The 25,245-nt window shown below is 74.3% G+C and carries 24 protein-coding genes; 11 read left to right on the top strand and 13 right to left on the bottom strand.

What is annotated here, in order from left to right:
- Window positions 1-863, bottom strand: an 863-nt coding sequence (locus E1264_RS19895) for an oxygenase MpaB family protein (RefSeq protein ID WP_243711041.1), incomplete at its 3' end; no start/stop codon positions are given.
- Between the two features lie 273 nt (window positions 864-1,136).
- On the opposite strand from E1264_RS19895, the gene E1264_RS19890 reads away from it, so the two are divergent.
- The 5 genes from E1264_RS19890 to E1264_RS19870 all read left to right on the top strand — a co-directional run bounded on the left by E1264_RS19890 (window position 1,137) and on the right by E1264_RS19870 (window position 6,889).
- Window positions 1,137-2,144, top strand: a complete 1,008-nt coding sequence (locus tag E1264_RS19890) for an ATP-binding cassette domain-containing protein (RefSeq protein ID WP_132175642.1) — start codon at window positions 1,137-1,139, stop codon at window positions 2,142-2,144.
- On the top strand, window positions 2,141-2,983 hold the full coding sequence (locus tag E1264_RS19885) for an ABC transporter permease (RefSeq protein WP_132175640.1): 843 nt from the start codon (window positions 2,141-2,143) through the stop codon (window positions 2,981-2,983). Before E1264_RS19890 ends, E1264_RS19885 begins: the two co-directional genes overlap by 4 nt.
- 156 nt (window positions 2,984-3,139) lie before the next feature.
- Window positions 3,140-3,772, top strand: coding sequence for a TetR/AcrR family transcriptional regulator (locus E1264_RS19880; protein WP_165964260.1), 633 nt, complete (start codon window positions 3,140-3,142; stop codon window positions 3,770-3,772).
- The gene (locus E1264_RS19875) at window positions 3,759-4,523 is read left to right on the top strand and encodes an ABC transporter ATP-binding protein (protein ID WP_132175636.1); all 765 of its coding nucleotides are present in this window, start codon (window positions 3,759-3,761) and stop codon (window positions 4,521-4,523) included. The genes E1264_RS19880 and E1264_RS19875 overlap by 14 nt, the downstream gene beginning before the upstream one ends.
- Window positions 4,520-6,889, top strand: coding sequence for an FtsX-like permease family protein (locus tag E1264_RS19870; RefSeq protein ID WP_132175634.1), 2,370 nt, complete (start codon window positions 4,520-4,522; stop codon window positions 6,887-6,889). Before E1264_RS19875 ends, E1264_RS19870 begins: the two co-directional genes overlap by 4 nt.
- A 58-nt stretch (window positions 6,890-6,947) precedes the next feature.
- Here the strand turns inward: E1264_RS19870 and E1264_RS19865 are convergent, their stop codons facing one another.
- Both E1264_RS19865 and E1264_RS19860 read right to left on the bottom strand, forming a co-directional pair.
- A complete protein-coding gene (locus E1264_RS19865) occupies window positions 6,948-7,685 on the bottom strand; it encodes an SRPBCC domain-containing protein (RefSeq protein WP_132175632.1) in 738 nt (245 codons plus the stop codon).
- Window positions 7,686-7,753: 68 nt separating this feature from the next.
- Window positions 7,754-8,389: a helix-turn-helix domain-containing protein gene (locus tag E1264_RS19860; RefSeq protein WP_132175630.1), complete on the bottom strand. Its 636-nt coding sequence runs from the start codon at window positions 8,387-8,389 to the stop codon at window positions 7,754-7,756.
- A gap of 121 nt (window positions 8,390-8,510) precedes the next feature.
- Between E1264_RS19860 and E1264_RS19855 the strand changes: the two genes are divergently transcribed.
- Together E1264_RS19855 and E1264_RS19850 are read left to right on the top strand one after the other, a co-directional pair.
- Window positions 8,511-9,005: a MarR family transcriptional regulator gene (locus tag E1264_RS19855; protein WP_132175628.1), complete on the top strand. Its 495-nt coding sequence runs from the start codon at window positions 8,511-8,513 to the stop codon at window positions 9,003-9,005.
- Window positions 9,006-9,112: 107 nt separating this feature from the next.
- Window positions 9,113-9,829, top strand: coding sequence for a DUF4142 domain-containing protein (locus E1264_RS19850; RefSeq protein WP_132175626.1), 717 nt, complete (start codon window positions 9,113-9,115; stop codon window positions 9,827-9,829).
- 30 nt (window positions 9,830-9,859) lie between these two features.
- On the opposite strand, the gene E1264_RS19845 is transcribed toward E1264_RS19850, so the two are convergent.
- The gene (locus E1264_RS19845) at window positions 9,860-10,687 is read right to left on the bottom strand and encodes an NAD-dependent protein deacetylase (RefSeq protein WP_279491031.1); all 828 of its coding nucleotides are present in this window, start codon (window positions 10,685-10,687) and stop codon (window positions 9,860-9,862) included.
- 119 nt (window positions 10,688-10,806) lie between these two features.
- On the opposite strand from E1264_RS19845, the gene E1264_RS19840 reads away from it, so the two are divergent.
- Window positions 10,807-12,189, top strand: a complete 1,383-nt coding sequence (locus E1264_RS19840; protein ID WP_132175624.1) for a 6-phospho-beta-glucosidase — start codon at window positions 10,807-10,809, stop codon at window positions 12,187-12,189.
- 49 nt (window positions 12,190-12,238) lie between these two features.
- Here the strand turns inward: E1264_RS19840 and E1264_RS19835 are convergent, their stop codons facing one another.
- From E1264_RS19835 to E1264_RS19825, 3 genes are all read right to left on the bottom strand, one after another.
- Window positions 12,239-13,216: a DUF3068 domain-containing protein gene (locus E1264_RS19835; RefSeq protein WP_132175622.1), complete on the bottom strand. Its 978-nt coding sequence runs from the start codon at window positions 13,214-13,216 to the stop codon at window positions 12,239-12,241.
- Between the two features lie 232 nt (window positions 13,217-13,448).
- Entirely contained in the window at window positions 13,449-14,207 is a 759-nt protein-coding gene (locus E1264_RS19830; RefSeq protein WP_243711040.1) for a Crp/Fnr family transcriptional regulator, read from the bottom strand.
- Window positions 14,208-14,486: 279 nt separating this feature from the next.
- Window positions 14,487-15,407: a 5'-3' exonuclease gene (locus E1264_RS19825; RefSeq protein ID WP_132175620.1), complete on the bottom strand. Its 921-nt coding sequence runs from the start codon at window positions 15,405-15,407 to the stop codon at window positions 14,487-14,489.
- Window positions 15,408-15,523: 116 nt separating this feature from the next.
- Here E1264_RS19825 and E1264_RS19820 point away from each other — a divergent pair, with 116 nt between their 5' ends.
- Window positions 15,524-16,648, top strand: coding sequence for a Xaa-Pro peptidase family protein (locus E1264_RS19820; protein WP_243711039.1), 1,125 nt, complete (start codon window positions 15,524-15,526; stop codon window positions 16,646-16,648).
- A gap of 170 nt (window positions 16,649-16,818) precedes the next feature.
- Here E1264_RS19820 and ugpC read toward each other — a convergent pair whose 3' ends face one another.
- The gene (gene ugpC / locus E1264_RS19815; protein ID WP_132175616.1) at window positions 16,819-18,081 is read right to left on the bottom strand and encodes a sn-glycerol-3-phosphate ABC transporter ATP-binding protein UgpC; all 1,263 of its coding nucleotides are present in this window, start codon (window positions 18,079-18,081) and stop codon (window positions 16,819-16,821) included.
- A gap of 147 nt (window positions 18,082-18,228) precedes the next feature.
- Between ugpC and E1264_RS19810 the strand changes: the two genes are divergently transcribed.
- Both E1264_RS19810 and E1264_RS19805 read left to right on the top strand, forming a co-directional pair.
- Window positions 18,229-19,293: a LacI family DNA-binding transcriptional regulator gene (locus tag E1264_RS19810; RefSeq protein WP_132175614.1), complete on the top strand. Its 1,065-nt coding sequence runs from the start codon at window positions 18,229-18,231 to the stop codon at window positions 19,291-19,293.
- A 58-nt stretch (window positions 19,294-19,351) separates the two neighbouring features.
- Window positions 19,352-19,792: an Lrp/AsnC family transcriptional regulator gene (locus E1264_RS19805; RefSeq protein ID WP_132175612.1), complete on the top strand. Its 441-nt coding sequence runs from the start codon at window positions 19,352-19,354 to the stop codon at window positions 19,790-19,792.
- 3 nt (window positions 19,793-19,795) lie between these two features.
- On the opposite strand, the gene E1264_RS19800 is transcribed toward E1264_RS19805, so the two are convergent.
- The 5 genes from E1264_RS19800 to E1264_RS19780 are packed head-to-tail and all read right to left on the bottom strand — an operon-like array spanning window position 19,796 to window position 25,186.
- The gene (locus E1264_RS19800) at window positions 19,796-20,791 is read right to left on the bottom strand and encodes a BadF/BadG/BcrA/BcrD ATPase family protein (protein ID WP_132175646.1); all 996 of its coding nucleotides are present in this window, start codon (window positions 20,789-20,791) and stop codon (window positions 19,796-19,798) included.
- On the bottom strand, window positions 20,791-22,050 hold the full coding sequence (locus E1264_RS19795) for a 6-phospho-beta-glucosidase (RefSeq protein ID WP_132175610.1): 1,260 nt from the start codon (window positions 22,048-22,050) through the stop codon (window positions 20,791-20,793). Before E1264_RS19795 ends, E1264_RS19800 begins: the two co-directional genes overlap by 1 nt.
- On the bottom strand, window positions 22,047-22,877 hold the full coding sequence (locus E1264_RS19790; RefSeq protein ID WP_132175608.1) for a carbohydrate ABC transporter permease: 831 nt from the start codon (window positions 22,875-22,877) through the stop codon (window positions 22,047-22,049). Before E1264_RS19790 ends, E1264_RS19795 begins: the two co-directional genes overlap by 4 nt.
- Window positions 22,874-23,854, bottom strand: a complete 981-nt coding sequence (locus tag E1264_RS19785; RefSeq protein WP_243711038.1) for a sugar ABC transporter permease — start codon at window positions 23,852-23,854, stop codon at window positions 22,874-22,876. Before E1264_RS19785 ends, E1264_RS19790 begins: the two co-directional genes overlap by 4 nt.
- 3 nt (window positions 23,855-23,857) lie before the next feature.
- Window positions 23,858-25,186 carry an ABC transporter substrate-binding protein gene (locus E1264_RS19780; protein ID WP_132175606.1) on the bottom strand — a complete coding sequence of 443 codons (1,329 nt, stop codon included), beginning with the start codon at window positions 25,184-25,186 and terminating at the stop codon, window positions 23,858-23,860.
- Window positions 25,187-25,245 lie beyond the last annotated feature (59 nt).

Genomic DNA, 25,245 nt, shown 5'->3' with positions numbered 1-25,245 from the left:
GTGCGGCGGCGGGTGCGGCGCGCCGACAGGGTCCGGTCGACGCGGTAGGCCGCCAGCCGGACGAGGAACGCCTGCGGCGGGCACCGCAGGAACCGGGGCGTCACGCGGTGGACGCCGCCCGCCGTCCGCAGCAGCAGCGCCGCCGTCCGGCGGCGGCCGCCCGTCCAGGGCAGGCCGTACTGGTCGCGGAGCGTGCCGGGCAGCAGCGCCGCGGTGAGCAGCCGGAACACCGCGAGGGCGGGGAACAGCACGCGCAGCCGCCGCGGCCGGAGCACGGCGGCGGCGACCTCCCGCGCCGTGCCGGTCACCTCCAGCGTCGCGAGCATGTCCGCCATGTAGGCGCGGAACGCGGCCAGGTCGGCGGGCTGCGACTCCGGCGGGCAGCCGAGGACCTCGGCGACGGCGCGGGCCTGCCGGTAGTACTCCTCCGCCAGCGCGCCGCCGTCGAGGCCGCCGTGGCCGCTGCGGCGCATGACGTGCTCGTGGATGTGCAGCGCCGAGTCGATGAGCGTCGCGTTGACCCACAGCTGCAGGTCCGGGTCGTTGCCGGAGTAGCCGTCGCCGCGGACCGTCCCGTGGATGCCGCGGACCTTCGCCGCGATCCGCCCGACCTGCTCCGGCGTCCCGAACGTCACGATCAGCAGGAAGTCGAGCGTGCCGAACAGGCGGGCCAGCGGACGGTCGGCGAAGTCGCTGTGCTCGGCGACGCCGCGGGCCACGGCCGGGTGCGCGAGCTGCATCAGCAGCGCCCGCCCGGCGCCGAGCCCGACGAGCGGCTCGGCGGCGAGCGCGCGCAGCACGTCCCGCTCGGCGAGCAGGTCGCCGAGCCGTTCGGGCGAGGGGATCTTTGGTGGGGCGGGCACGGGGCCTCCCGGCGCTCGGGAACCGGCGCGGCCATCCTCGCCCACTATTGACAGATGGTCAATAAGGTGGCGGGGCCGCCCGGAACACCAGACCAGAGGCCTCCCCGCCGTACGGGAGGGCCCCTCGCCGCTCTCCGCGCGTGAACGGTCCGCGGGCGGGCACCCTACGAAGGTCGGAGACGGATCCGCTGCACGGAGGATCCGGCCGCGCCGCCGGACCGCTACCGTGATCCCGATCACGGTATTTCGGCGACGACCACGCAGGATGGGTGCATGATCGAGGCGGAGAACCTCACCAAGCGCTACGGCGACAAGACAGCCGTCGACGATTTGTCCTTCACCGTCGTCCCCGGGCGGGTGACCGGGTTCCTCGGCCCGAACGGCGCCGGGAAGTCGACCACCATGCGGCTGCTGCTCGGGCTCGACCGGCCCGACCGCGGCGACGCCCGGATCGACGGCGTCCACTACACCGACCTGCCCGCGCCGATGCGCGTGGTCGGCGCGCTGCTGGAGGCGCGGGCCGTGCACACCGGGCGCAGCGCCTACAACCACCTGCTGTGCCTCGCGCAGACCCAGGGGGTCGGCAAGAAGCGCGTCGACGAGGTCGTGGAGCTCGTCGGGCTCACCGGCGTCGCCCGCAGGCGCGCCGGCGGCTTCTCCCTCGGCATGGGGCAGCGGCTCGGCATCGCCGCCGCGCTGCTCGGCGACCCGTCCGTGCTGATCCTGGACGAGCCCGTCAACGGCCTCGACCCGGAGGGCATCGTCTGGATCCGCACCCTCATGCAGCGGCTCGCCGCCGAAGGGCGGACCGTGTTCGTCTCCAGCCACCTCATGAACGAGATGGCCGTCACCGCCGAGCACCTCATCGTCATCGGGCGCGGCAGGCTCATCGCCGACTGCTCCACCGAGGAGTTCATCGAGCGCAGCACCGAGAAGATGGTGACCGTCCGCAGCCCCGACGCCGCCCGGCTCGCCGGCGTGCTCACCGACGAGGGCGCCAAGGTCCGGACCGCCGAGGACGGGCTGCTGACCGTCACCCACATGGAGGCGCCCCGCGTCGGGGAGCTCGCCGCCGCCGAAGGAGCCGTCCTGCACGAGCTCACCCCGATGCGCGGCTCGCTGGAGGCCGCGTTCATGGAACTGACCCGCGAGAGCGTCGAGTACGGCGCGGGCGGAGAACCGGTGATCGGCCCAGTCCCGGGCACCGGGCCCGCGCCCGGCGCGGGGCCCGCCGCCGGAGGACCCGAAGCCGGGGCCGCCGGGAAGGAGGAGACGCGATGACCGCCGCCACCAGCGACACCGCCGCGCGGCCCGCGGGCCCGCCCGCCTACGAGCGGCCCGGCTTCGGGCGGCTCATGCTCGCCGAGTGGACGAAGATCCGCACGGTCCGCTCCACCCTCTGGACGCTGATCCTGCTCATCGTCCTCGACCTCGGGTTCACCGCGCTGTTCGTCGGGCTGACCACCGCGCAGTGGGACAACATGACCGACGCCGACCGCGCCTCCGTCACCGCCGACCCGGTCAGCTTCATCCTCGGCAGCGGGTTCTTCCTCAGCCAGCTGACGATCTGCGTCCTCGGCGTCCTGGTGATCGCCTCCGAGTACTCCACCGGCATGATCCGCGCCAGCCTCCTCGCCGTGCCGCGGCGGCTGCCGATGCTGTGGGCCAAGGCCCTGGTGTTCGCGCTGGTCGTCCTCGCGCTCGGCATCGCGGTGTCGTTCGCGTCGTTCTTCATCGGCGCGGCGCTCATCGGGGACAAGGCCGAGGTGTCGCTCGGCGATCCCGGCGTCCTGCGCGCCGTCGTCGGCGGCGGGCTCTACCTGGCGATGCTCGGCCTGTTCGCGCTGGCGATCGGCGCGATCGTCCGGCACACCGCGGGCGGCATCACCGGCGTGATCGGGTTCGTGCTCGTCCTGGCGCCGCTCGCGACCCTGCTGCCCGGCAGCGTCGGCGAGCGCATCCACGCCTACCTGCCCTCCGAGGCGGGCGCCCTGATCGCCAAGGCGCACCAGGGTGAGAACGACCTCCTCACGCCCTGGCAGGGGTACGGGGTGTTCGCGCTCTGGACGGTCGCGCTCCTCGCCCTCGCCGCGTTCCTCCTCAAACGCCGCGACGCCTGACCCCAAGCACCCGACCCCCTCCGAACGCCCGGCCGTCCCGGCCGGGCGTTCGGCGTGTTCAGGGGTCCTGCCACCGGAACGTTGCAGTGGGCAACGATCGCGGCTATGCTGGTTTTAAGCAAGTGCTTAAAGCGTTCGACCAATCCTGGGGGTGCGGTGGCGGGCGAGGAGCAGGTCCCCACGCGGCTGCGGCTGCTGGAGGCCGCGGTCGCGGTGATGGCCGAGAGCGGCTGGTCCGCGGTGACGTCGCGGGTCGTGGCCGAGCGGGCGCGCGCCAACAACGCGCTCGTGCACTACTACTTCGGCTCGGTGGACGCGCTGCGCAAGGCCGCGGTCATGCACGCGGTGGAGAAGGAACTGGAAGGCCCCGTCGAGGCGATCCTCCAGGCCGGCGACGCCCTCGACGGCGTCGCGGAGGCGATCGGGGGCCTCCTGGAACGCGGCCCCGGCACCGCGCAGCAGCGGGTGCTGGTCGAGGCGCTGATGCAGGGCCTGCGCGACGAGGAGCTGCGCGAAGGGGGCATCCGGCAGATCCGGGCGTTCCGCGACCTGCTGGCCGCCCGGCTCGCCGCCGACCGCGACGCCGGGCGGCTGCGCGCCGACGCCGACCCCGAGGGCCTCGCGGTGGTGCTCGGCGCGCTCCTGGACGGCCTGCTCCTGCACGTGCTGATCGACCCCGGCACCGGCGCCGCCGCCGCGACCCGCGGGCTCCTCGCCCTCCTGCGCCCGGCCGGAGCCGGCGGTACCCCCGACGCCGGAGAGGGAGGAGACGACGATGACGCGTCATGATCGTGGGCAGGCGGCCGTCCCGGACGGCGCGGGCGCCCGTGCCGGCGGCCCGGCCGTGCGGCTGCGCGGCGCCGGCAAGACCTACGGGACGGGCCATGCCGCCGTGCACGCGCTGCGCGGCGTGGATCTTGAGGTCGAGCGCGGCGAGTTCGTCGTGCTGCTCGGCCCGTCCGGATCGGGCAAGACGACCCTGCTCAACCTGATCGGCGGGATCGAGCCCGCCACCGGCGGCGAGGTGATCGTCGCGGGCCGGGACCTGTCCGGCCTCGGTGAGGACGCCCGCACCGCCTACCGGCGCGACGTCGTCGGGTTCGTGTTCCAGTTCTTCAACCTGGTCCCGACGCTGACCGCGCTGGAGAACGTCCGGCTCGTCGCCGAGCTCACCGGGCGCGGTGACCGCGAGCGGTCCGCGGCGGCCCTCGAGGCCGTCGGGCTCGCCGGGCGCGGCGCGCACTTCCCGGCGCAGCTGTCGGGCGGCGAGCAGCAGCGCGTCGCGATCGCCCGCGCGCTCGCCAAGGACCCCGAGCTGCTGCTGTGCGACGAGCCGACCGGCGCGCTGGACCTGGAGACCGGGCGCGGCGTCCTGCGCGTCCTGCAGGACCTCAACGCGCGGGGCCGCACCGTCCTGGTCGTCACCCACAACGCCGCGATCGCGGCCATCGCGCACCGCGTCGTGCGGATGCGCTCGGGCCGGGTCACCGAGGTGACCACGACCGCCGCGCCCGCCACCGCCGCCGAGGTGACCTGGTGAGCACTCTCACCGTCAAGCTGCGCCGCGACCTGCGCCGCCGCCCCGCGCAGCTGGTGTCGGCGGTGGTGCTGGTGATGCTCGGCGTCGCGCTGTTCGGCGCGTCCTACGACGCCTACAGGAACCTCGACGCCGGGTACCGGGCGGCCTTCGACCGGTACCGGTTCGCGGACCTGACCGTGTCCGGCGGCGACACCGCCGCGATCGCCGAACGCGCCCGGGGCACGCGCGGCGTCGCGGCCGTGTCCGCGCGAACCGTCGCGGACGTGCCGATGCGCATGCCGGACGGCTCCACCCTCGTCGGCCGCGTCGTCGGGTTCCCCGCCGCGTCGCAGCCCGAGATCAACCGGGTGAAGGTCCTGACCGGCCGGTACCTCGACCCCGCCGCCCCGGCCGGCGTCCTGGCCGACAAGCACGTCGCCGAGGACGCCGGGCTGAGACCGGGATCGGCGGTGTCGGTGTGGGACGGGCGCGCCTGGCGGCCCGTGAACGTGCGGGGCACCGCGTCGTCGCCCGAGTACCTGTGGCCCGCCGCCAGCCGCCAGGACGTGCTGCCCGCGCCCGGGACGTTCGGCGTCCTGTACGCCCCGGAGCCGCTCGCCCGGCAGATCGGCGGCGTGAGCGGGCCCAACGAGGTGACCGTCCGCTACACCGGTGCCGGACGCGCCCGCGCCGCGGACCTCGACGCCGCCCTCACCGCCGCCGCCCGAGGGCACGGCGCCGGCGCGGCCGTCACCCGCGCCGACCAGCCCAGCAACGCCGCCCTCGCCCAGGACATCCAGGGCTTCTCCCGGCTCGCCGTGATGTTCCCGCTGCTGTTCCTCGCCGCCGCGGGCGTCGCCGTCTACGTCGTGCTGACCCGCCGCGTCGCGCGCGACCGCGCCGTCATCGGGACGCTGCGCGCCAGCGGGTTCCGCCGCCGGACCGTCGTCGCGCACTACCTGGCCACCGGCGTCGCGACCGGGCTCGCCGGGTCCGTCCTCGGCGCCGCCGCCGGGCTGCCGCTCGCCGGGACCGTCACCCGCCTGTACGGGGACGCGATCGGGCTGCCGGAGACGACCGTGTCCGCCCGCGCCACGACCGTCCTCGCCGGGGTCGCGTTCGGGCTGGCCGCGGGCGCGCTCGCGGCCCTGGCGCCCGCGGTGTCGGCGGCCCGCGTCCCGCCCGCCGAGGCGATGCGCGGCACCGTCCCCGCGGCCCGCGGCGGCGGGCTCCTCGCCCGCGCCGGGCGGTCCGTGCCCGGCGCCGGGCGGCTGCCCGCCGGGGCGTGGCTGGTGCTGCGCGGCCCCACCCGCCAGGTCCGCCGCACCCTCTACACGATGAGCGGCGTGGTCCTCGCGCTCGTGCTCATCCTCGTGTCGTGGGGGATGCTCGACTCGTCCAGGGCGACCGTGTCGCGGCAGTTCGACCAGATCCAGCGGCAGGACGCCGAGCTCACCCTCGCCGGGCCCGCAGACGCCGCAGCGCTCGCCGCCGTGTCGGCGACGGACGGGGTGCGGTCCGCAGAGCCGTCCGCGCACCTGCCCGTCACCCTCACCGCCGGGGGAAAGGGCTACTCCACCTCCGTCGTCGGGCTGCCCGCCGGGACGCGGATGCACCGGTTCCTCACCCCCGGCGGCGGCGAGCGGGACCTGCCCCGCGGCGGCGTCCTCGCCGGCGCGGCCCTGCGCGACGAGCTCGGCGTGGACGCCGGCGACCGCGTCACCCTGCGCCTGCACGGCGGCCGGACCGTCACCACCACCGTCGCCGGGTTCGTCGACGAGCCGCTCGGCACCTTCGCCTACGCCTCCCTCGGCCAGGTCGCCGCCTGGGACCCCGCCGCCCGGCCCGGCACCGTCCTCGTCCGGTTCGACCCCGGCGCCGACCGCGCCGCCGCCGGACGCGCGCTGTCGGCCCTGCCCGGCGTCGTCGCCTACACCGACTCCCGCGCCCTGAAGCAGACCATGGACGACTACATGGACCTGTTCTACGTGTTCGTCGCGGTCATGCTCGCGTTCGGCGGGCTGCTCGCCTTCACCGTCCTGTTCGCGACCCTGTCGGTCAACCTCGCCGAACGCGGCACCGAACTCGCCACGCTGCGCGCCGCCGGCGTCGGGCGCAGGCGGCTCGGCCGCCTCGTCACCGCCGAGAACCTCCTCGTCGTGACCGCCGGCATCGTGCCCGGGCTCGTCGCCGGACGGCTCGCGGCCGGCGCGTTCCTCGGCGCGTTCGACAGCGACCTGATGGCGCTGCACACCGAGATCCGGCCCGCGACGTTCGCCTGGTCCGCGCTCGCCGTCGCCGCCGTCGCGTGGCTCGCGCAGCGTCCCGGGCTGCGCGGCCTCGCCCGCGCCGACCTCGCCGCCCTCGTCCGGGAAAGGACCGGGTAGCGGGACGCGAAAGGGCGCCCGCGCGGATCTCCGCGCGGGCGCCCCTCCGGGCGGCCGGTCAGGCGAACACGTCCTGCAGCCAGCCTTGCCACGCCTTCTTGACGCGCTCCTGCCCGGCGGCGGAACCGGGCGCGAAGTCGTGCACCGCGATCCCGACCGGGCCGCCCCACGCGTCGCGCCCGAACACCCGGTACATGGCCTCGCCCGTCCGCAGGCCGAGGAAGTGCTCGTCGCGGAAGTCGACCACCGCGTCCGCCTCGCCCGCGCCCGGCAGGTCCACCCGGACGGTATCGCCCTCGGCGGCGCCGTCCAGGCCGAGCGCGCGGACCGCCGCCTCGAACGAGCCCTTCGCCATCGACGCCTTCGGCCCGTGAACATCGGACTGCGTCGCCGGCAGCCCCGTGAAGTGCACCAGGTACTGCCGCAGCGTGTGCAGGTAGAAGTCGGTGTGCCGGTTCGCGCCGTCGTACTGGTCGTCCCAGTTGTCGGTGAAGATCCCGCTGTGCACGTAGCGGACCCAGGCGCGCCCGCCCTCGCGCGGCTCGATCAGCGTGTCGAGCTCGTTGAGGGACTGGGGGAGGCCCTCGATGCCGTCCGGGTCCTCCTGGCGGCTGGCCAGCCGGTGCGGCGGGTCCCACGCGGTGACGACCCCGCCCATCCCGGCGGCGCCGCCGACCCGCGGCTCGTACTCCGCCGGCCACAGCCACCCCGCGGCGCCCGTGGTGAACGCGTCCCAGACCTGCTCGGGCGTCGCGTCCACCTCGAACTCGCGGACGATCTCGAATGCCTTGCCCATGATGGCTCTCCTTACCTGCGTTCCTCGATGCTCTGCGTGTCGCGTCGCGGCCGCGGCCGCGGCCGCGGTCATGACCCGATCTCCCCGGGGGCGTCCCGCTCGGGTTCCGCGGCGGCGCCGGGGTCGGCCTTCAGCGACGGGTGGACGGCGATCACCACGCGGTGGGCCCGCCCGCCCTCCGACTCCGCGTCGTGGTACTTGCGGACCAGCGCGCCGACCCCGGCGGTCAGCTCCTCGATGAACGCCGCCCGGTCGGCCGCGGACGCGAACCGCACCTCCCCGTCCAGCGCGAACGTCGCGAGCCGCTTGTCGGCCCGCGCCGCGCCGGTGATCAGCGCGCCGACGTCGCGGACCAGCCGCGCCGCGAGCGCCAGCAGCCACCGCGCCGACAGCGCGTCGCGGTGCCGGTCCGGGTCCGGCTGGACCGAGGCCAGCGCGAGCGGGGAGATGACGTAGGACGCCGCCGTCGCCCGCATCAGCCGCTCGGTCATGTTGCCCTTGCGGCGCTCGCCGACCAGCTCGACCAGCCCGTGCCGCTCCAGCGCCCGCAGGTGGTAGTTGACCTTCTGCCGGGGCAGCCCCACCCGCGCGGCGAGCGCGGCCGCCGACATCGGCTCGGCCAGCTCGGCGAGCAGCCGCGCCCGCATGGGGTCCAGCGACGCCGCCGCCGCCTCGGGGTTCTCGATCACCGTCACGTCCAGCATGGCCCCATGCTCGCAACCGACAATCAAATTTGTCAAGACAAAAAGATTCGTCGGTGCGCCCGGTGCGCGGCGGGCTGGCACACATTGGCGCGCGGGGCTCCGGGCGTTGTAGAAAGTCGTCATGAGCGAGCAGGCCGCCCCGGCGGGCGACGCGTACGGCGTCGACGAGGTCACCTCGGCCGTGCTGACCGCGTCCCGGCTGCTGGTGGCGATCTCCGTGCGGTCCCTCGCCGCCGTCGAGGACACCGTCACGCTCCCGCAGTTCCGGCTCCTGGTCGTGCTGTCCACGCAGGGGCCGCTCAAGCTCGTCACGCTCGCCGGGCTGCTGGAGGTCAACCCGTCCACCGCCATGCGGATGGTCGACCGGCTCGCCGCCGCCGGGCTCCTGGACCGCCACGCCAGCCCCGACAGCGGCCGCGAGGTCCGCATCGAGCTCACTCCCGCCGGCCGCGCCATCGTCGACGACGTCACCGCCCGCCGCCGCGCCGGCATCGCCGAGATCGTCGCCCGGATGCCGCCCGCGCAGCGGCGCACCCTCGTCGACGCCCTGCGCGCGTTCACCGAGGCGGGCGGGGAGCCGCCGGCCACCACCCTCGTCCCGCTCGGCTGGACCTGACACCCGCGCCCGGCGAGATTCGTCCGCCCGCCGCCGAACCTCGCGGGGCCGGCGTGCGTACAGCCCGGGTGACGCACCTTCCCCCGAACCGGAAAGGACGGCGGCGGATGCGAACACCCCGGCCGATCCCCGCGGTGGTACCCGTCACGGCGTGCGGGCTCGCCGCGTCGCTGCTCCTCGGCGGCTGCACCGCGCTCGCCCGCCAGTCCGGCGACGGGGGAGCGCAGCCCGCGTCGATCGCGGCGGAGAACGCCCGCCAGGCCACCGTCCCCACCGAGTGGGGGCCGCTCGGCCCCGCCGACCGCGCCCTCATCGTCGGCGCACGGCAGGCCGGGCTGTGGGAGATCCCCGTCGGCAGGGAGGCCGCCCGCCGCGCCTCCCGGCCCGCCACGCGGCGCACCCTCGCCGAGATCGCCCGCCGGGACGAGCGGCTGGACGAGCTCGCCCGCGGCATCGCCGAGCGGCTCAACGTCCCGCTGCCGGACCGGCCGACCGCCGAGCAGCAGAGCTGGATGTCGGAGATCGGCGGCAAGTCCGGCACCGACTACGACAAGACCGCCGTGGCGCGGCTGCGGGTCGCGGAAGGCCGGCTCTACGCGCTGACCGCCGCCGTCCGCGCCGGCACCCGCAACACCCTCGTCCGGCAGTTCGCCAAGCAGTGCGAGACGATCGTCCACGGCCACATGGCGCTGCTGGAGCAGACCGGCTTCGTCACCGTCGACGCGCTGCCCGACCCGCCGGGCGTGACCGGCGCGCCCGCGCCCGGTGGCCCGGACCGGCCGCGGACCCCCGCGCCCGCCGCCACCTCCGTGATCAAGGGCTGAGCGCGCCCGGGCTCGTTCAGATCCGGGTGTTCAGATCCGGGCGTCCAGCTCGGCGAGCAGCGCCCGCAGCGTCGCGCCGAGCGGCGCGTCCAGCCGCACCAGCGCGTGCTCGTCGCCCCTGGTCGGGCCCTGGTTGACGATCGCGACCGGCACGCCGTGCGCGGCCGCGTGCCGGACGAACCGGTACCCCGACAGCACCGTCAGCGACGACCCCAGCACCAGCAGCGCGCCCGCGGCCTCCGTGCGCGCGAAGCAGTCCCGCACCCGCCCCGGCGGCACGTTCTCCCCGAAGAAGATCACGTCGGGTTTGAGGACGCCGCCGCACCGCTCGCAGTCCACGACCCGGAACGCCTCCACCTCCGCGTCGCCGAGGACGGCGTCGCCGTCCGGGTTGACCGTGCCGGGGGAGGCGGCGACGGCGTCCCAGCCGGGGTTCGCGGCCCGGAGCCGCTCGTCCAGGCGGGCACGCGGCGTCCGGTCGCCGCACCCCAGGCAGACCACCCGGTCCAGGGCCCCGTGCAGCTCGACGACGCCGTCCGCGCCCGCGGCCTGCTGCAGGCCGTCGACGTTCTGCGTGATGATCCCCGTGACCAGGCCCCGGCGCGCCAGCTCCGCGACCGCCCGGTGCCCGCCGTTCGGGCGCGCCGCCGCGATGTGCCGCCACCCCAGATGGCTGCGCGCCCAGTACCTGCGGCGCGCCGCCGCCGACCCGGTGAACGCCTGGTAGGTCATCGGCTCGGCCCGCCGCCGGCGCCCCGTCTCCCCGCGATAGTCCGGGATGCCCGACTCGGTCGACAGGCCCGCGCCGCTCAGCACCAGCACGCCGCCGTCCGAGACGAGATCGGCCAGCGCCCGCAGCCCTGCCCCCGCCTCAGCCTGCGCCTCTGCGCCCGTCCCCGTCCCGCCGCCGGGCGGCCGGCTCTCCACCTGCGTCACCCCTCCATGGTGCACGACGGCGCGGGTGCTAGGTTCCGCGCATGAAGCTGGCCATTCTCGGCGGCGGCGGGTTCCGGGTGCCGTACGTCTACGAGGCGCTGCTGCGCGACCGCGGCACACCCCGGATCGACGAGGTGCGGCTCCACGACACCGACGCCCGGCGGCTGGAGGTGATGGCGGCGGTCCTCGCCGCGCTCGCGGACGGCGCCTCCGGCGGCGGCGCGGAGGCGCCGAGGGTGGTCACCGCCGGCGGCCTCGACCGGGCGCTGGAGGGCGCCGACTTCGTCTTCGCGGCGATCCGCGTCGGCGGCACCTACGGGCGGGTCTGCGACGAGCGCGTCGCGCTCGGCCTGAACGTCCTCGGGCAGGAGACCACCGGCCCCGGCGGGCTGGCCTACGGCCTGCGGACCATCCCCGTCATGACCCGCATCGCCCGCCGGGTCCGGGAGCTCGCGCCGGACGCCCACGTCATCAACTTCACCAACCCCGCCGGCATGATCACCGAGGCGATGCAGGCCGAGCTCGGCGACCGGGTCCTCGGCGTCTGCGACACCCCGTCCGGGCTCGGCGTCCGCGTCGCCGCCGCGCTCGGGCTCGACCCGTCCCGCGTCCGGCTCGACTACGCTGGCCTGAACCACCTCGGCTGGACGCGCCGCGTCCTGCACGACGGCGTCGACGTGCTGCCCGCCGTCCTCGCCGACGACGCCCTGCTCGGCGCCCTGGAGGAGGGCGCGATGTTCGGCCGCGACTGGCTCCGCGACCTCGGGGCGATCCCCAACGAGTACCTGTACTACTACTACTTCAACCGGGAGGCCGTGCGCGCCACCCTCGACGCGCCGCGGACCCGCGGCGAGTTCCTCGCCGCGCAGCAGGCCGCCTTCTACGAGCGCGCGGCCGCCGCGCCGGGCGGCGACGCCATGCGGCTGTGGCGCGAGACCGTCGCCGCCCGCAGCGCCAGCTACATGGCCGAGATGAAGGGCGCCGCGGCCGGCACCGAACCGGCGGACGGCCACACCGGAGTCGACCCGGTCGACGAGGGCTACGCGGGCGTCGCGGTCAGGGTCATGGCCGCGATCGCCCGCGACGAGCCCGCCACCATGATCCTCAACGTGCGGAACGGGACGGCGATCGCCGCGCTGCCGCCCGACGCCGTCGTCGAGGTGCCGGCGCTGGTGGACGCGGGCGGCGTCCACCCGCTCGCCCTCACCCCGCCCGACCTGCCCCAGACCGGGCTGATGCAGCAGGTCAAGGCAGTCGAGCGGCTGACGATCCGGGCCGCGCTGACCGGCTCGCGGACCGACGCCGCCAAGGCGTTCGCGCTGCATCCCCTGGTCGACTCGGTGTCGCTCGGGCGGCGGCTCCTGGACGGCTACATCGCCCGCATCCCCGAGGTTGCGGCCGTGTTCGGGAAGGAGGCCCGATGACCGCGGCCCGCGTGGCGAGGGTCATCGGGCCTCCGCGCCGGGGGACCGGCTAGCGGCCCGCGGGCGCGGCGGACCCGCCGGACCCGCCGCGGTGCCGGGGGAGGCGGCTCGCACCGGTCGTCAGCGCCAGCCCCGCCGCCAGGGCGAGCAGGCCGGCCCCGAGGAGGGTCAGCGGCACGATGGTCTTCAGCAGCCGGATCTTGGCGGCGCCGTCGTCGGACTTGTCGAGCAGGAGCTTGCGCGACTCGGGCGTCATCTTGAGGTCCAGGTCGGCGACGAGGAGGCTCCCCGGGCCGCCCTGCTGGGGCCGCACCGTCGACACCACGTGCCGGTGCTGGTCGATCGGCGCGCCCGTCCGCGGGTCGATCCAGTAGGTGGTGTCGGAGCGCTGGTAGCGGTCCACCGGCACGGCCGCGCCGCCCTTGGGGAGCCCGAGCAGCTCGGGCGGCAGCGCGGGCAGCCGGCCCGGGATCTTGGTGTCCGGGACGCGCTGGACGAACCGGTAGGCGCGGACGCCGTCGTGCCGCTCCTCCCCGGCGAAGACGATCGGCCACGCGCGCATGGTCCGCGCGTCGAACAGCTGAAGGTCCTTCTTCTCCGCCTCCACCGGCCAGAACAGCCCGATCCCGGACTGCCGGACGCTCTTGTCGCCCTCCACCGCGGCGCCGCAGCAGTTCGTGAGCCGCCCCGTGCGGCGGTCGAAGGCGAGCCGCTGCTTTTGCAACTCGATCGTGACGCCGTTCGCGGTGTCCTCGACGACCGTGGTCGAGTCCCAGACGGCGACCCCGCCCTCGCGGGCCTTCACGTCGGACCGGATGGTGTTGGTCGCCGTCACCGTGGCGCCCGTCCGCGGCGTGGCCCTCCCCGCGTCGAAGTAGGAGGCGCCGTCCGCCTGCAACCGCGTGACCTGGTAGAACTCCGTCGGCGCGCCGATCAGCGTCGGAGCGATGTAGAAACGCGCGAGGACGAATCCCGCCAGCATGAACGCGCCGATGCCGATGAGGGTGAAACCGATGGTCCTTCGCAATGCGGCCTCCCAGGAACGCGGCGAAAGTAAAAGGGGTTCGCGCACGATGTCATGAATGTCGCGACCCTGGCCAGAGACCAGATAAATCGTTTTTCTCGCGATATGTGAGGCGCGTGAGCGACTGGTTACTCGGAGGTAATATCCGGGCGGTCCGGGAGAAAGGGGGGCCGCATGAAAGCGCCTGACATGCGTGCTCGAGGCGAGGTGGAGTGGGGGTCGGTCGTGTCGTGATCTACATTGTAAAGGCGTCGGCCGAGGGACGCTCCGGCGTCCGCGCGAACTCCGCCAGCCCCGCGGGGTCCACCACCGTGATCTTGCGGCGGCCGGTGACGACCAGGCCCTCCGCGCGCAGCGCGCCGAGCGCGCGGGCGACCGTCTCCCGGGAGGCGTCCATCCAGCTGCCGAGCTCCTCCTGGGACAGCGGCGGGCCGATCACGATCCCGCCCGCGGCGTCCGGCGGGACGTGCCGGGCCGACGCCTCGGCGAGCTCGGTCAGCAGGATCGCCAGCCGCCGCGCGCCGTGCGCGGACACGTGCGCCTGCAGCCGCCGGTCGGCGTCGTCGAGCCGCCGCACGAACGTGCCGCTGACCAGCCGCCACACACCCGGGTGGGCGTCCAGGAAGCCGGTGAAGCGGGCGGCGGGCACGACCAGCGCGCGCAGCGGGCTGAGCGCCGCCACGGTCGCCGACCGCTCCCGGCGGCCGAGCACCGCGCTCTCGCACACCAGGTCGCCCGGCCCGCGCACGGCGAGGACCACCTCCCGGCCGTCCTCGCTCGCCGACGTCACCTTCGCCCAGCCCGACTCGATGATGATGATGTGGTCGGAATCGTCGCCCTGGTAGCACAGCGGCGTCCGCGGCGCGTACTTGCGCGGCCGCGCGACCGCTCGCAGCGCGGCGCGCTCCGGGGCGTCCAGCGCGTCCCAGAAGGCGTCGCCGGGGTCGGCGGCGGGACCGCCTCGGGATGTCCTCGTCGGCACGTGCTCGGTCACGGGTCCGCGTCTCCGGTTCCTGGGGTCGGGTGGACCGGTACCCACGGCAGATGGGGGGAGTGGGGCGGTGAGGCCCAGCGCCGCGGGTACCGGTCGCTCATGCGGCCGCCGGCCGGACGGGCGTCATCGTCCGTCCCGCGGCGGTGCACTGCCTTCATCCCAATGAGAACCCCTCACTGGGCAGGATGCTGCACGCGGGAGAACGCCCTGTCTGCGTCATCTGACACTTTTGCCGAAAATTGCAGCGGCGTCCGGTCAAGGCGGGGCGGGAGCGGGAGGTCAGCGGGACAGGGCGTTCAGGAGGCGGTTGACGGGGCTCGCGAGGTTCCACCGGTCGGCCAGCGCGACCAGCGCCTCGGGGTCGCGCGCGCCGGTGGGGAGCCGGTCGTCGAGCGCCGCCAGCTCCGGCGCGTCGATGTCGGTGACGACCCGCACGACCGTCTCGGCGGCGGCGAGGTACTCGCGCGCGGCCTCCATCCGGCGGCGCGCGCCCGCCGGAAACCCCTCGTCGGTGCCCGCGTCGAGCGCGGCGAGGATGCCCGCCACCGACCCGAACCGGGTGACGAGCGCGGCGGCGGTCTTGTCGCCGACGCCGGGCACGCCGGGCAGGCCGTCGCTCGGGTCGCCGCGCAGCGTCGCGTAGTCGCCGTAGCCGCGGCCGGGGATGCCGTACTTGGCCGCGACCTCCTTCTCGCCCATGATCTGCAGGTTCCTGATGCCCCGCGCCGTGTAGAGGACGGCGACGGGGCCGCTGTCGTCCACGAGCTGGAACAGGTCGCGGTCGCCGGTGACGATGTCGACCGGGCCGTCGGCCGCGCCGCGCACCGCGAGGGTCCCGATGACGTCGTCGGCCTCGTATCCGGGCACGCCCGCACGGGCCAGCCCGAACGCGTCCAGCACCGCGTCGATGATCGGGAGCTGCGCCTCCAGCGCGTCGGGCGTCTGGTCGCCGCCGCCCTCCGCCACCCGGTGCGCCTTGTAGGACGGCAGCGCCTCGACCCGGAACGCGGGCCGCCAGTCGGCGTCCATGCAGCAGACGAGCCGCTCGGGCCCGCGGTCCTGGACGAGCCGCGCGATCATGTCGATGAGCCCGCGGACGGCGTTCACCGGCGTCCCGTCCGGGGCGGTGACCGACTCGGGGACCCCGAAGAAGGCGCGGAAGTACAACGACGGCGTGTCCAGCAGCATCAGCCCGCTCATGCGCCACATCGTGCCATGCCGGTACGACGCCCGGGCGGAGGCGGGCCGGGGCGGCGGCACCCCCGCCCGCCTGCGATCCTGGTACCCGCAGTGAAGATCGGAGAATGGAGACGGGTGTGACAACGGAGTTGTATCCGCGTGAGCGCCTCGGCCTGGTGCGGGACGCGGCGGCGAAGGCCGGGCTCGGGGCGGTGCTGCTGACGCCCGGCCCCGACCTGCGGTACGTCACCGGGTACGACGCCAAGCAGCTGGAGCGGCTCACCTGCCTGGTGGTGCCGGCCGGCGGCGAGGCGTTCCTGGTCGTCCCGCGGCTGGAGATCCCCGCGGCGGAGGCGTCGCCCGCCGGGTCGCTGGGCGTGGAGCTGGTGCCGTGGGACGAGACCGACGACCCCTACGCCCTGGTCGCGCGCAGGCTCCCCGGCGGCCTTGTGAAAAATGGCGGGGGCACGGTCGGCGTCGCCGACCGGATGTGGGCGGTGATGGCGCTGCGGTTCCGCGCCGCGATGCCCGCCGCCGAGCAGGTCGCGGCCGGGGGAGTGCTGCGGGAGCTGCGGATGCGCAAGAGCCCGGCGGAGGTGGCGGCGCTGCGCGAGGCGGGCGCCGCGATCGACCGGGTCCACCGCCAGGTGCCCGGCATCCTGAAGGCGGGCCGGACCGAGCGGGAGGTCGCCCGCGACATCGCCGACGCGATCACCGCCGAGGGGCACGCGCAGGTCGACTTCGTCATCGTCGGGGCGGGCCCGAACGGCGCCAACCCGCACGCCGAGCCGTCCGACCGGGTGATCCGCCCGGGCGAGCCGGTCGTGGTCGACATCGGCGGGACGATGCCGAGCGGGTACTGCTCGGACTCCACCCGCAACTACTGCGTCGGCGAGCCGCCCGCGGAGTACCGCGCGTACTTCGAAGTGCTGGAGGAGGCGCAGCGGGCGTCGTGCGCGGCCGTCCGTCCCGGGGTCACGCCCGAGGCGGTGGACGCCGCGGCCCGCGACATCATCGCCGCCGCCGGGCACGGCGAGCACTTCTTCCACCGCACCGGGCACGGCATCGGCCTGGAGTCCCACGAGGACCCCTACATCGTCGCGGGCAACCTGGAGCCGCTGGAGCCGGGCATGGCGTTCTCGATCGAGCCGGGCATCTACCCGGGGCCGCACGGCGCCCGCATCGAGGACATCGTCGTGTGCACCGAGGACGGCTACGAGCCGATGAACGTCACCGAGCACGGCCTCGTCGTCATCGACTGACCCCGTGGCGCTCGAACCTCAGCCGGGGTTACGGGTCGTGCGGCCGTAGGCGCCCCGCGCCGGAGGTCGCACGACCCGAGCACGGCGGGTGCGTTTCACGAGACGCGCCAGCGGCTCGGGAAACGTGCCCGCCGTGCCTGACGGGGGTTCCAGGGGGTCGCCCCCCTGGGTTAACCAGCCTTGTGGAGGTCGGTGACCGTGTCCTGCGGGCCGGGGCTCTGGCGGGCGTGGGCGGGGTGCCCGATGGCCAGGCCGCTGGTGGGGTCGAAGAAGTGCAGGCGGCGGGTGTCGACGCCGAGGTCGACCTGCTGTCCCGGGCGCACGCGCGAGCGGGAGTTGACGCGGGCCGTCCACAGCGCCCGGTTGTCGGTGAGCGGGATCGTCATGTCGCCGTCGCCCTCGGCGGCGTCGTCGGCCAGGTCGGCGGTGTCCTTGTGCTCGACCGGCGGCGCGTCGATCGTGAAGATCACGTTGATCTCGCTGCCGAGCTCCTCGGTCACGCTGCTGCGCACGGCCATCGGCGCCCACTCGGGGCTGGCGTGCGCGGCGTCCTCGAAGTCCGAGGGCCGGATGCCGAGGATGATCTGGCGGCCGATGTGGTTCTGCAGGCCGGGCTTGTCGTTGAGGACGGACGCCGGCACCGGCAGCGTGTACCCGGCGAAGGAGACCTGCACGCCGCCGTTGCCGGAGACGAGGTCGGCGAGGACGAAGTTCATCGCCGGGGAGCCGATGAAGCCCGCCACGAACAGGTTGACGGGGTTGTCGAACAGCCGCTGCGGCGTGTCGACCTGTTGCAGCCGGCCCTCGCGCAGCACGCAGACCCGCGTCCCGAGCGTCATCGCCTCGACCTGGTCGTGGGTGACGTACACGGTGGTGACGCCGAGCCGCTCGTGCAGCTGGCTGAGGGAGGCGCGCATGGACACGCGGAGCTTGGCGTCCAGGTTGGACAGCGGCTCGTCCATCAGGAACGCCTGCGGCTGCCGGACGATCGCGCGGCCCATCGCGACGCGCTGGCGCTGCCCGCCCGACAGCGCGGCGGGCTTGCGGGACAGGAACTGCTCCAGGCCCAGCATCTTGGCGGCGTCGCGGACCTTCTGCTTGATCTCCGCCTTCGGGGTGCCGCGCAGCTTGAGGCCGAACGCCAGGTTCTGCTCGACGGTCATGTGCGGGTAGAGGGCGTAGTTCTGGAAGACCATCGCGATGTCGCGGTCCTTGGGCGCGAGGTCGTTGACCACCTGGTTGCCGATGGTGATCTTCCCGCCGGAGATCTCCTCCAGCCCGGCGATCATCCGCAGCGCGGTGGACTTGCCGCAGCCGGACGGGCCGACGAGCACCATGAACTCGCCGTCGCGGATCTCCAGGTCGAGACCGTCCACGGCCTTGACGCCGCCGGCGTACACCTTGTCGACCCGATCCAGCACGATCCTGGCCATCCGGAACTCCCTTGTGGAAACGTTTCCTTTACCCCCTGACGAGCAGGGGTTTTGCTCAATGAGAGGAGTAAACCTCATGGAAACGTTTCCAGGGGAGGGACGATCGTGAGAAGATGATCTAAAACCTCCTGAAGGGACGTTCCGGGCATGACGGACAGGCGGCCGGCGACGATCAAGGACGTGGCGGCGTCGGCGGGCGTGGGCATCGCCACCGTGTCGCGCGTGTTCTCCGGGACCGGCTCGGTCAGCGCCGCCACCCGCGAGCGCGTGCTCGCCGCCGCCCGCGCGCTGGACTACCGGCCGAGCGCCCTCGGCCGCGGGCTCAAGCTGCGGCGCACCGGCGGCATCGGGCTGATCGTCCCCGACGTCACCGACCCGTTCTGCGCCGAGCTGGTCGCGGGGGTGCTGGCCTGCGCCCGGACCCTCGGCGAGCACGTCATCGTGGACGCCGCGGGCGGCGACCCCGCCCGCGAGGCCGAGATCGTCGAGCGGCTCGCCGAGCAGCGGGTGGACGGGATCATCGCCATGCCCGCCGGGGACGAGGCCGACTGGCGCGGCGCCGCGCGGGTGTGCTCCAGCGTCGTGTTCGCCGGCCGCGTCCTCCAGGGGGCACCCGAGGCGCCGGGGGTGCCGGGCGTGCCGTCCGTGCTGGCCGACGACGCGGGCGGCGTCCGCGCCGTCACCGAGTACCTCGCCGGGCTCGGGCACCGCCGCATCGCCTTCCTCGGCGCCGTCCCCGGCGGCCCGCCCCGGGTGCGCGAGCGCGCGTTCCGCGCCACCCTCGCCCAGCTCGGCGTGCCCGTCGAGGAGGACCTGGTCGTCGCCGCCCGCCGGTCCCGCGACGCCGCCTACGCCGCCGCGGCGGGGCTGCTGCAGCGCCGCGGCGACGTCACCGCCGTCCTCGCCGCCGGCCACCTGCTCGGCGAGGCCGCCGTGCTCGTCGCCCGCGAGCTGGACCTGCGGGTCCCCGCCGACGTGTCGATCGCGATGGTCGACGACGTGGCGTGGGCGGAGCTGTGCGACCCGCCGCTGACCGCCGTCGCCCGCCCCGGCCACGACATCGGGTACCGCGCCTGCGAGCTGGTGCTGCGCGAGCCCGCCCGGCGGGGCAGGGGAGGGCCGGTGCTGCTGCCGACAGAGCTCGTCGTGCGCGGCAGCTGCGGCCCGCCGCGCGCCCAGCGGCGCCGGTCGCGCGCGAACCCCGCCGAATAGGGCGATCCGTGTGCGCGGACGGGCCCGGGCACGGCCCCCGGCACGCTAGATTTCCCGCGTGGAGGAGATCGATCGTCAAATTCTCGGGTTGCTGGCCGACGACGGGCGGATGAGCTTCACCGACCTGGCGAAGGAGACCGGCCTGTCGGTGTCGGCCGTGCACCAGCGGGTGCGCCGGCTGCAGAAGCGCGGCGCCATCACCGGGTTCGCCGCTCAGCTCGACAGCACGCAGATCGGGCTGCCGCTCACCGCGTTCATCTCGATCAAGCCGATCGACCCGGCCGCGCCGGACGACGCGCCCGACCGGCTGGCCCATCTCCAGGCGATCGAGGCGTGCCACTCGGTGGCCGGGGACGAGAGCTACATCCTCAAGGTGCGCGTCGCGTCCCCCAACGAGCTGGAGGAGCTGCTGCAGAAGATCCGCGCCGCCGCGAACGTCGCGACGCGCACGACGGTCGTCCTCAGCACCCCGTGGGAGGCGCGCCGCCCCCCGCTGTGACGTTCAGCGCCGCCGGAAGGCGGCGCGGAGGGTCTCGTGGGCGGCGGGCGGGGCCGTGACGTGGTCGAGGGCGAGCAGCGCGGCGCCGAGCAGCGGCGGGTCCTCCGGGACGAGCAGCCGCGCGTGCGGGGCGAGCTCGGCGTAGCGGGCGGCGACGGCGTCCATCAGCAGCGGGCGGCGCGCCGCGAGCACCCCGCCGCCGAGCACGACGTCGGCGGGCTCCTCCAGCAGGTCCAGCCTCCGCAGCGCCACCGATCCGAGCACCGCGACCTCGTCGGCGAGCCGCGCCACCACCTCCCGCGCCACCTCGTCGCCCGCCTCGGCGACGTCGAACAGCACGGGCGCGAGCGCGGTGAGGCGCCCCTCGTCGAACTCGCCGAGATGGAGCCCGAGCCCGACGTCGATCGCCCGCCGGACACCGAAATGGGCGGCGACGGCGCCGGTCAGCGCCGTGCGGGGGCCGCGGCCGTCCTCGCCGCGGATGCCGTGCCACAGCGCCGAGCGGCCGAGCGACGCGCCGCCGCCCCAGTCGCCGGTGTGCGGCCCGAGCGACGGGAACCGGGCGGTGCGGCCGTCGGGCCCGACGCCCGCGCAGTTGATGCCCGCGCCGCACACCACGGCCACGCCCCATCCGGCGGTGACGGCGCTGCGCAGCAGCGCGAATGTGTCGTTGCCGACCGCGACGCTCGCGGCGGCCCCCCGGCCGAGCAGCAGCTTCTCCAGCCGCTCCTCCTCGCCCGGCAGGTCCACGTTGGCCATGTAGGCGGCGAGGTGCGCGACCTCGCCGGGCAGCGCGCCCGCGCGGCGCAGCGCCGCGTCGATCACCGCCGACAGCGCGTCCAGCGCGGTGTCCAGGCCCTCGATCTGCGGCCGGAACCCCTCGCCGCGGACGGTGGCGAGCAGCTCCCCGCCGTCCCCGACGACGGCCGCGTCGGTCTTGCTGTTGCCGCCGTCCACGGCGACCAGCACGCCCCGCGGCGTGTTCGCGGGAGCGGCCATCACGCGGCCCAGGGGAGGTGGTCGCGGTTGGCGGCCACCAGGTCGCGGGCGAGGCGGTCGGCGACGTCGCGCTGGCCGATCAGCGGGTGCGCGAGCAGCGCCGCGGCGACGCGGTCCACGCCGCCGCGCAGCGCCGCGTCCAGCGCCAGCTCCTCGTAGGCGGCCACGTGCGCGACCAGCCCGGCGAACAGCGGCTCCAGCGGCGGGACGGGCAGCGGCACCGCGCCCGACGCGGTGATCCGCGCCGGGACCTCCACGACCGCCTGATCGTCAAGGAACGGCAGCGTGCCGTGGTTGCGGACGTTCACCACCTGCGCGTCGCCGCGCCCCGCCAGCAGCGACGCGGCGAGCTGCACGGCGGCCTCGGAGTAGAACGCGCCGCCGCGCTTGTCGAGCTGGGCGGGCTTGGTGTCCAGGACCGGGTCGGCGTACAGGGCGAGCAGGTCGCGTTCGAGCGCGGCGACCTGCTCGGCCCGCGTCGACGGCGCGGCGCGCTGCTCCTCGACCACCAGGTCGTGCTCGTAGAAGTAGCGCAGGTAGTACGACGGGACGGCGCCGAGCCCGCGCAGGAACTCCGCGGGCAGCCCGGAGATGTCGGCGAGCGCGTCCGGATGGTCGGCCAGGAGGCTGGGCAGGACGTCCTGGCCGTCCAGCAGCACCGACCGCACCCAGGTGAGGTGGTTGAGCCCGGCGTGGCCGAGGCTCACCCGGTCCGGCGGGACGTCCAGCAGCGTCGCGGCGCGGCGCTGGAACCCGATCGCGACGTTGCACAGCCCGACCGTGCGGTGGCCCGCGTCCAGCAGCGCGCGGGTGACGATGCCGACCGGGTTGGTGAAGTCCACGATCCACGCGGCGGGGGCGAGCTCGGCGACGCGGGCGGCGACGTCCAGCACGACCGGGACGGTCCGCAGCGCCTTGGCGAGCCCGCCCGCGCCGGTCGTCTCCTGCCCGACGCAGCCGCATTCCAGCGGGAGCGTCTCGTCCACGTGCCGGGCGGCCTGCCCGCCGACGCGCAGCTGCAGCAGCACGACCGTCGCGTCCGCGACCGCCTTGTCGAGGTCGCCGGTGGTCGTCACCGTCGCGGGATGCCCGGCGCGGCGCAGCATCCGCGCGGCGACGCCCCCGACGAGATCGAGGCGCTCGGCGTCCGGGTCCTGCAGCACCAGCTCCGACACCGGCAGCGCGGCGTGCGCCCGCGCGAGCCCGTCGACGAGTTCCGGGGTGTAGGTCGACCCACCCCCGATGACTGTCAGCTTCAACCCTTCACTCCCGTCAAGGTCACACCCTGGATGAACACGCGCTGGGCGAGGAAGAACACGATCAGCACCGGCAGGATCGTCAGCAGCGTCGCCGCCATCGTGAGGTTCCACTCGACCTCGTGCGCGGCGCGGAACGTGGCGACGCCGATCGCGAGCGTCCAGTGGTCGGGGTCGGCGTAGACGAGCGGCCGGAAGTAGTCGTTCCAGCAGTAGAAGAACTGGAACAGCGCGACCGCCGCCAGCGCCGGCTTCGCCATCGGCAGGATCACCCGGACCATCGTGCGGAACTCCCCGCAGCCGTCCACCCGGGCGGCGTCGGCGTACTCGCGGGGGATCGTCACCAGGAACTGGCGCAGCAGGAAGACGGAGAACGCGTCCCCGAACAGCTGCGGGATGATCAGCGGCCACAGCGTGCCGGTCAGGTCGAGCCGGGCCCACACGATGTACAGTGGCACCATCGTGACCTGCGGCGGCAGCATCATCGCCGAGATCACCACCACCAGCGCGACGTTGCGGCCGCGGAACCGGAACCGGGCCAGCGCGTACGCCACCGGGACGCTGGACACCAGCATGAACACCGTCGACAGGCCCGCGTAGACGAGGCTGTTGATCGTCCACTGGACCATGTCGCCGCTGAACACCTCCACGAAGTTCCCGAACCGCCACTCGCGCGGCCACAGGTCGTCGCTGAGCGCCTGCCGGTCGGTCATCAGCGCGGTCAGCGTGATGAACGCCAGCGGCGCGAGGAACATCACCGCGATCGCCACGGCGGTGGCGTGGACGGCGACCCACATCAGCGCCCGCCGCGCCCTGCCTCCGGACCTCATGACGCCTCCTCGCCGGCGAAGGCCTTGAACTGGCGCAGCAGGAAGAGGGTGAACACCATCGCCATGGCGAACATCACCAGCGCCAGGACGGAGGCGTAACCCATGTTGAACTGCCGGAACCCCTGGTCATAGAGCCATTGGGGGAAGGTGAGCGTGGAGTCGCCCGGGTAGCCCGGCTGGTACTGGGTGCCGGGCAGGTCCGCCCGCCCGGACGCGACCTTCCCCGCCACCATCGCCTGCGTGAAGTACTGCAGCGTCTCGATCACGCCGGTCACCGCGCAGAACGCCAGGACGGGCGACACGGTCGGCAGCGTGATGTGCCGGAACCGGGACCAGGCCCCGGCGCCGTCGATCGCGGCGGCCTCGTACAGCGACCGCGGCACGTTCAGCAGCGCCGCCAGCATGATGATCATGATGTCGCCGACGGCCCACAGGCCGAGGAGCGTCAGCCCTGGCTTGGCCCACGCGGCCTCGTTGAAGAAGTCGGGCAGCGTGATCCCGAGCTTGTCGAGGACCGTCGGGAACGGGCCCGTGCCGGGGTTCATCAGGAACACGAACGCGACCGTCGCCGACACCGGCGGGATCAGGTACGGCAGGTAGAAGATGGAGCGCAGCACGCCCCCGCCCGCCTTGATCCTGGTGAGGAGCTGCGCGACGCCGAGCCCGAACAGCAGCCGCAGCGGGACGAGCACCGCCACCAGCCACAGCGTGTTCCGCATCGCCGTCCACGCCTGGCCGTCGTCGAACAGGTAGGCGTAGTTGTCCCAGCCGACGTACTCCAGCGTGAACAGGTTGTAGCGGGTGAAGGAGAAGTAGACGGTCGCGGCCAGCGGGTAGCCGAAGAACAGCACGATCCCGACCAGCCACGGGGACAGGAACGCCAGGGTGCGGAGCCGCCGGCGGCGGCGCGCCCGCGCCGCCGCCGTCCCGGTCCGCGCCCCGCCGGGGAAGGGCAGGCGCAGTGAACCGAGGGCCACAGGTCAGCCTCCGGCGAGTTTGAGCGCGTTGTCGACCTCGCCGTCGAGCCTGGTGAGCGCCGGGCCGAGGTCCTTGACCTTGCCGGGCTCCCACTCGTCCTGGACGAACTTCTGGAACCGCACGATGTAGTCGTTGCCGTTCGGCGTCGGCGGCGTGGTGCTGCTCGCCGGGTGCTTGAACACGTCCAGGAACGTCTTGAACTGCGGCGTCAGCTTCAGGTCGGGCGACGACAGCGCCGGGATCGTGGACGGCACGTTGCCGAGCCCGTTGGACAGCGTCACCAGCGCGGCCGTGTCGGTGGTGAGGTGGCGCACGAACTCCCAGCTCGCCTGGGAGTGCTTGGCGCCGCGCGGGATGCCGATGACGGTGCCGGCGATGAAGCCGCTGCCGTAGGTCGACACCTTGTCGTCGGCGACCGGGGAGGCCGCGGTGTCGTAGTTGAGCTTGGGCGCCTCCTTCTCGATGAACTTGGTGCGCCACTCACCGTCGATGGCCATCGCCACCTTCCCCTTCTGGAAGGGGTTGGACGCCTCGAACTCCTGGCCCAGCGAGCGCAGGAACTTCTTGACGTTGTCGTAGCCGTACCAGTCGATGAGCTCCTTGTTCCACTTCAGGTACGCCTGGAAGGCGGGGTCCTTGGAGAAGTTGGCCTTGCCGTCGTCGGTCAGCCACTTCACCCCGAACGGCGGCGCCAGGTGCTGGACCTGGTGCTCGTAGTACTGCGCGGACGGCATGAACCCGGCGACCTTGATGGTGCCGTCCGGGTCGCGGACGGTGAGCTTCTTGGCCAGCGCGGTCAGCTGGCTCATCGTCTTGGGCGGCTGCTCGCCCTTCATCAGGTCCTTGTTGTAGTAGAGCCCGTAGGCGTCGGCCAGCAGCGGCATCGCGCACCGGACGCCCTGGTACTCGGTGTACCTGCGGACCGCCGCCGGGAACTGGTTCAGGTCGACCTTGGACTTGTCGAGGTAGGGCTTGAGGTTCTGCCAGGCGCCGCTCTTGCACCACTGCCCGACGCTGTCGGTGGTGAACGACGACACCACGTCCGGCGGGTTCCCGCCGCGGATCGCGTTGGTGATGCGCTCGTCGGTGACGCCGCTGACGAGCTTGACGGTGATGTTCGGGTGGGCCTTGTTGAAGCCGGCGACGGCGTCCTGGAACGCCTTCACCTCGTGCTCGGCGCTCCAGCCGTGCCAGACCTCGATGGTCTGCTTCTCGTCGGACTTCGGGCCCTCGCCGGACCCGTCGCCGCCCGCGGTGCAGGCGGCGGTGGTGAGGCCGAGCGCCGCGGCGGCCAGGGCCGCGGCGGCGCGGCGCGTGTTGGTGGTGGGCACTCCGGTTCTCCTTCAGGGGTGGGACGGCCGTCCGCAGCCGTCCAGGTGCAGGGGAGTGA

Source organism: Actinomadura sp. KC216 (assembly GCF_004348535.1).
In the GTDB taxonomy this organism is placed as follows: Bacteria; Actinomycetota; Actinomycetes; order Streptosporangiales; family Streptosporangiaceae; genus Spirillospora.
Note: the sequence above shows the minus strand (reverse complement) of the source record. Positions and strands in the feature narration are given on the sequence as shown.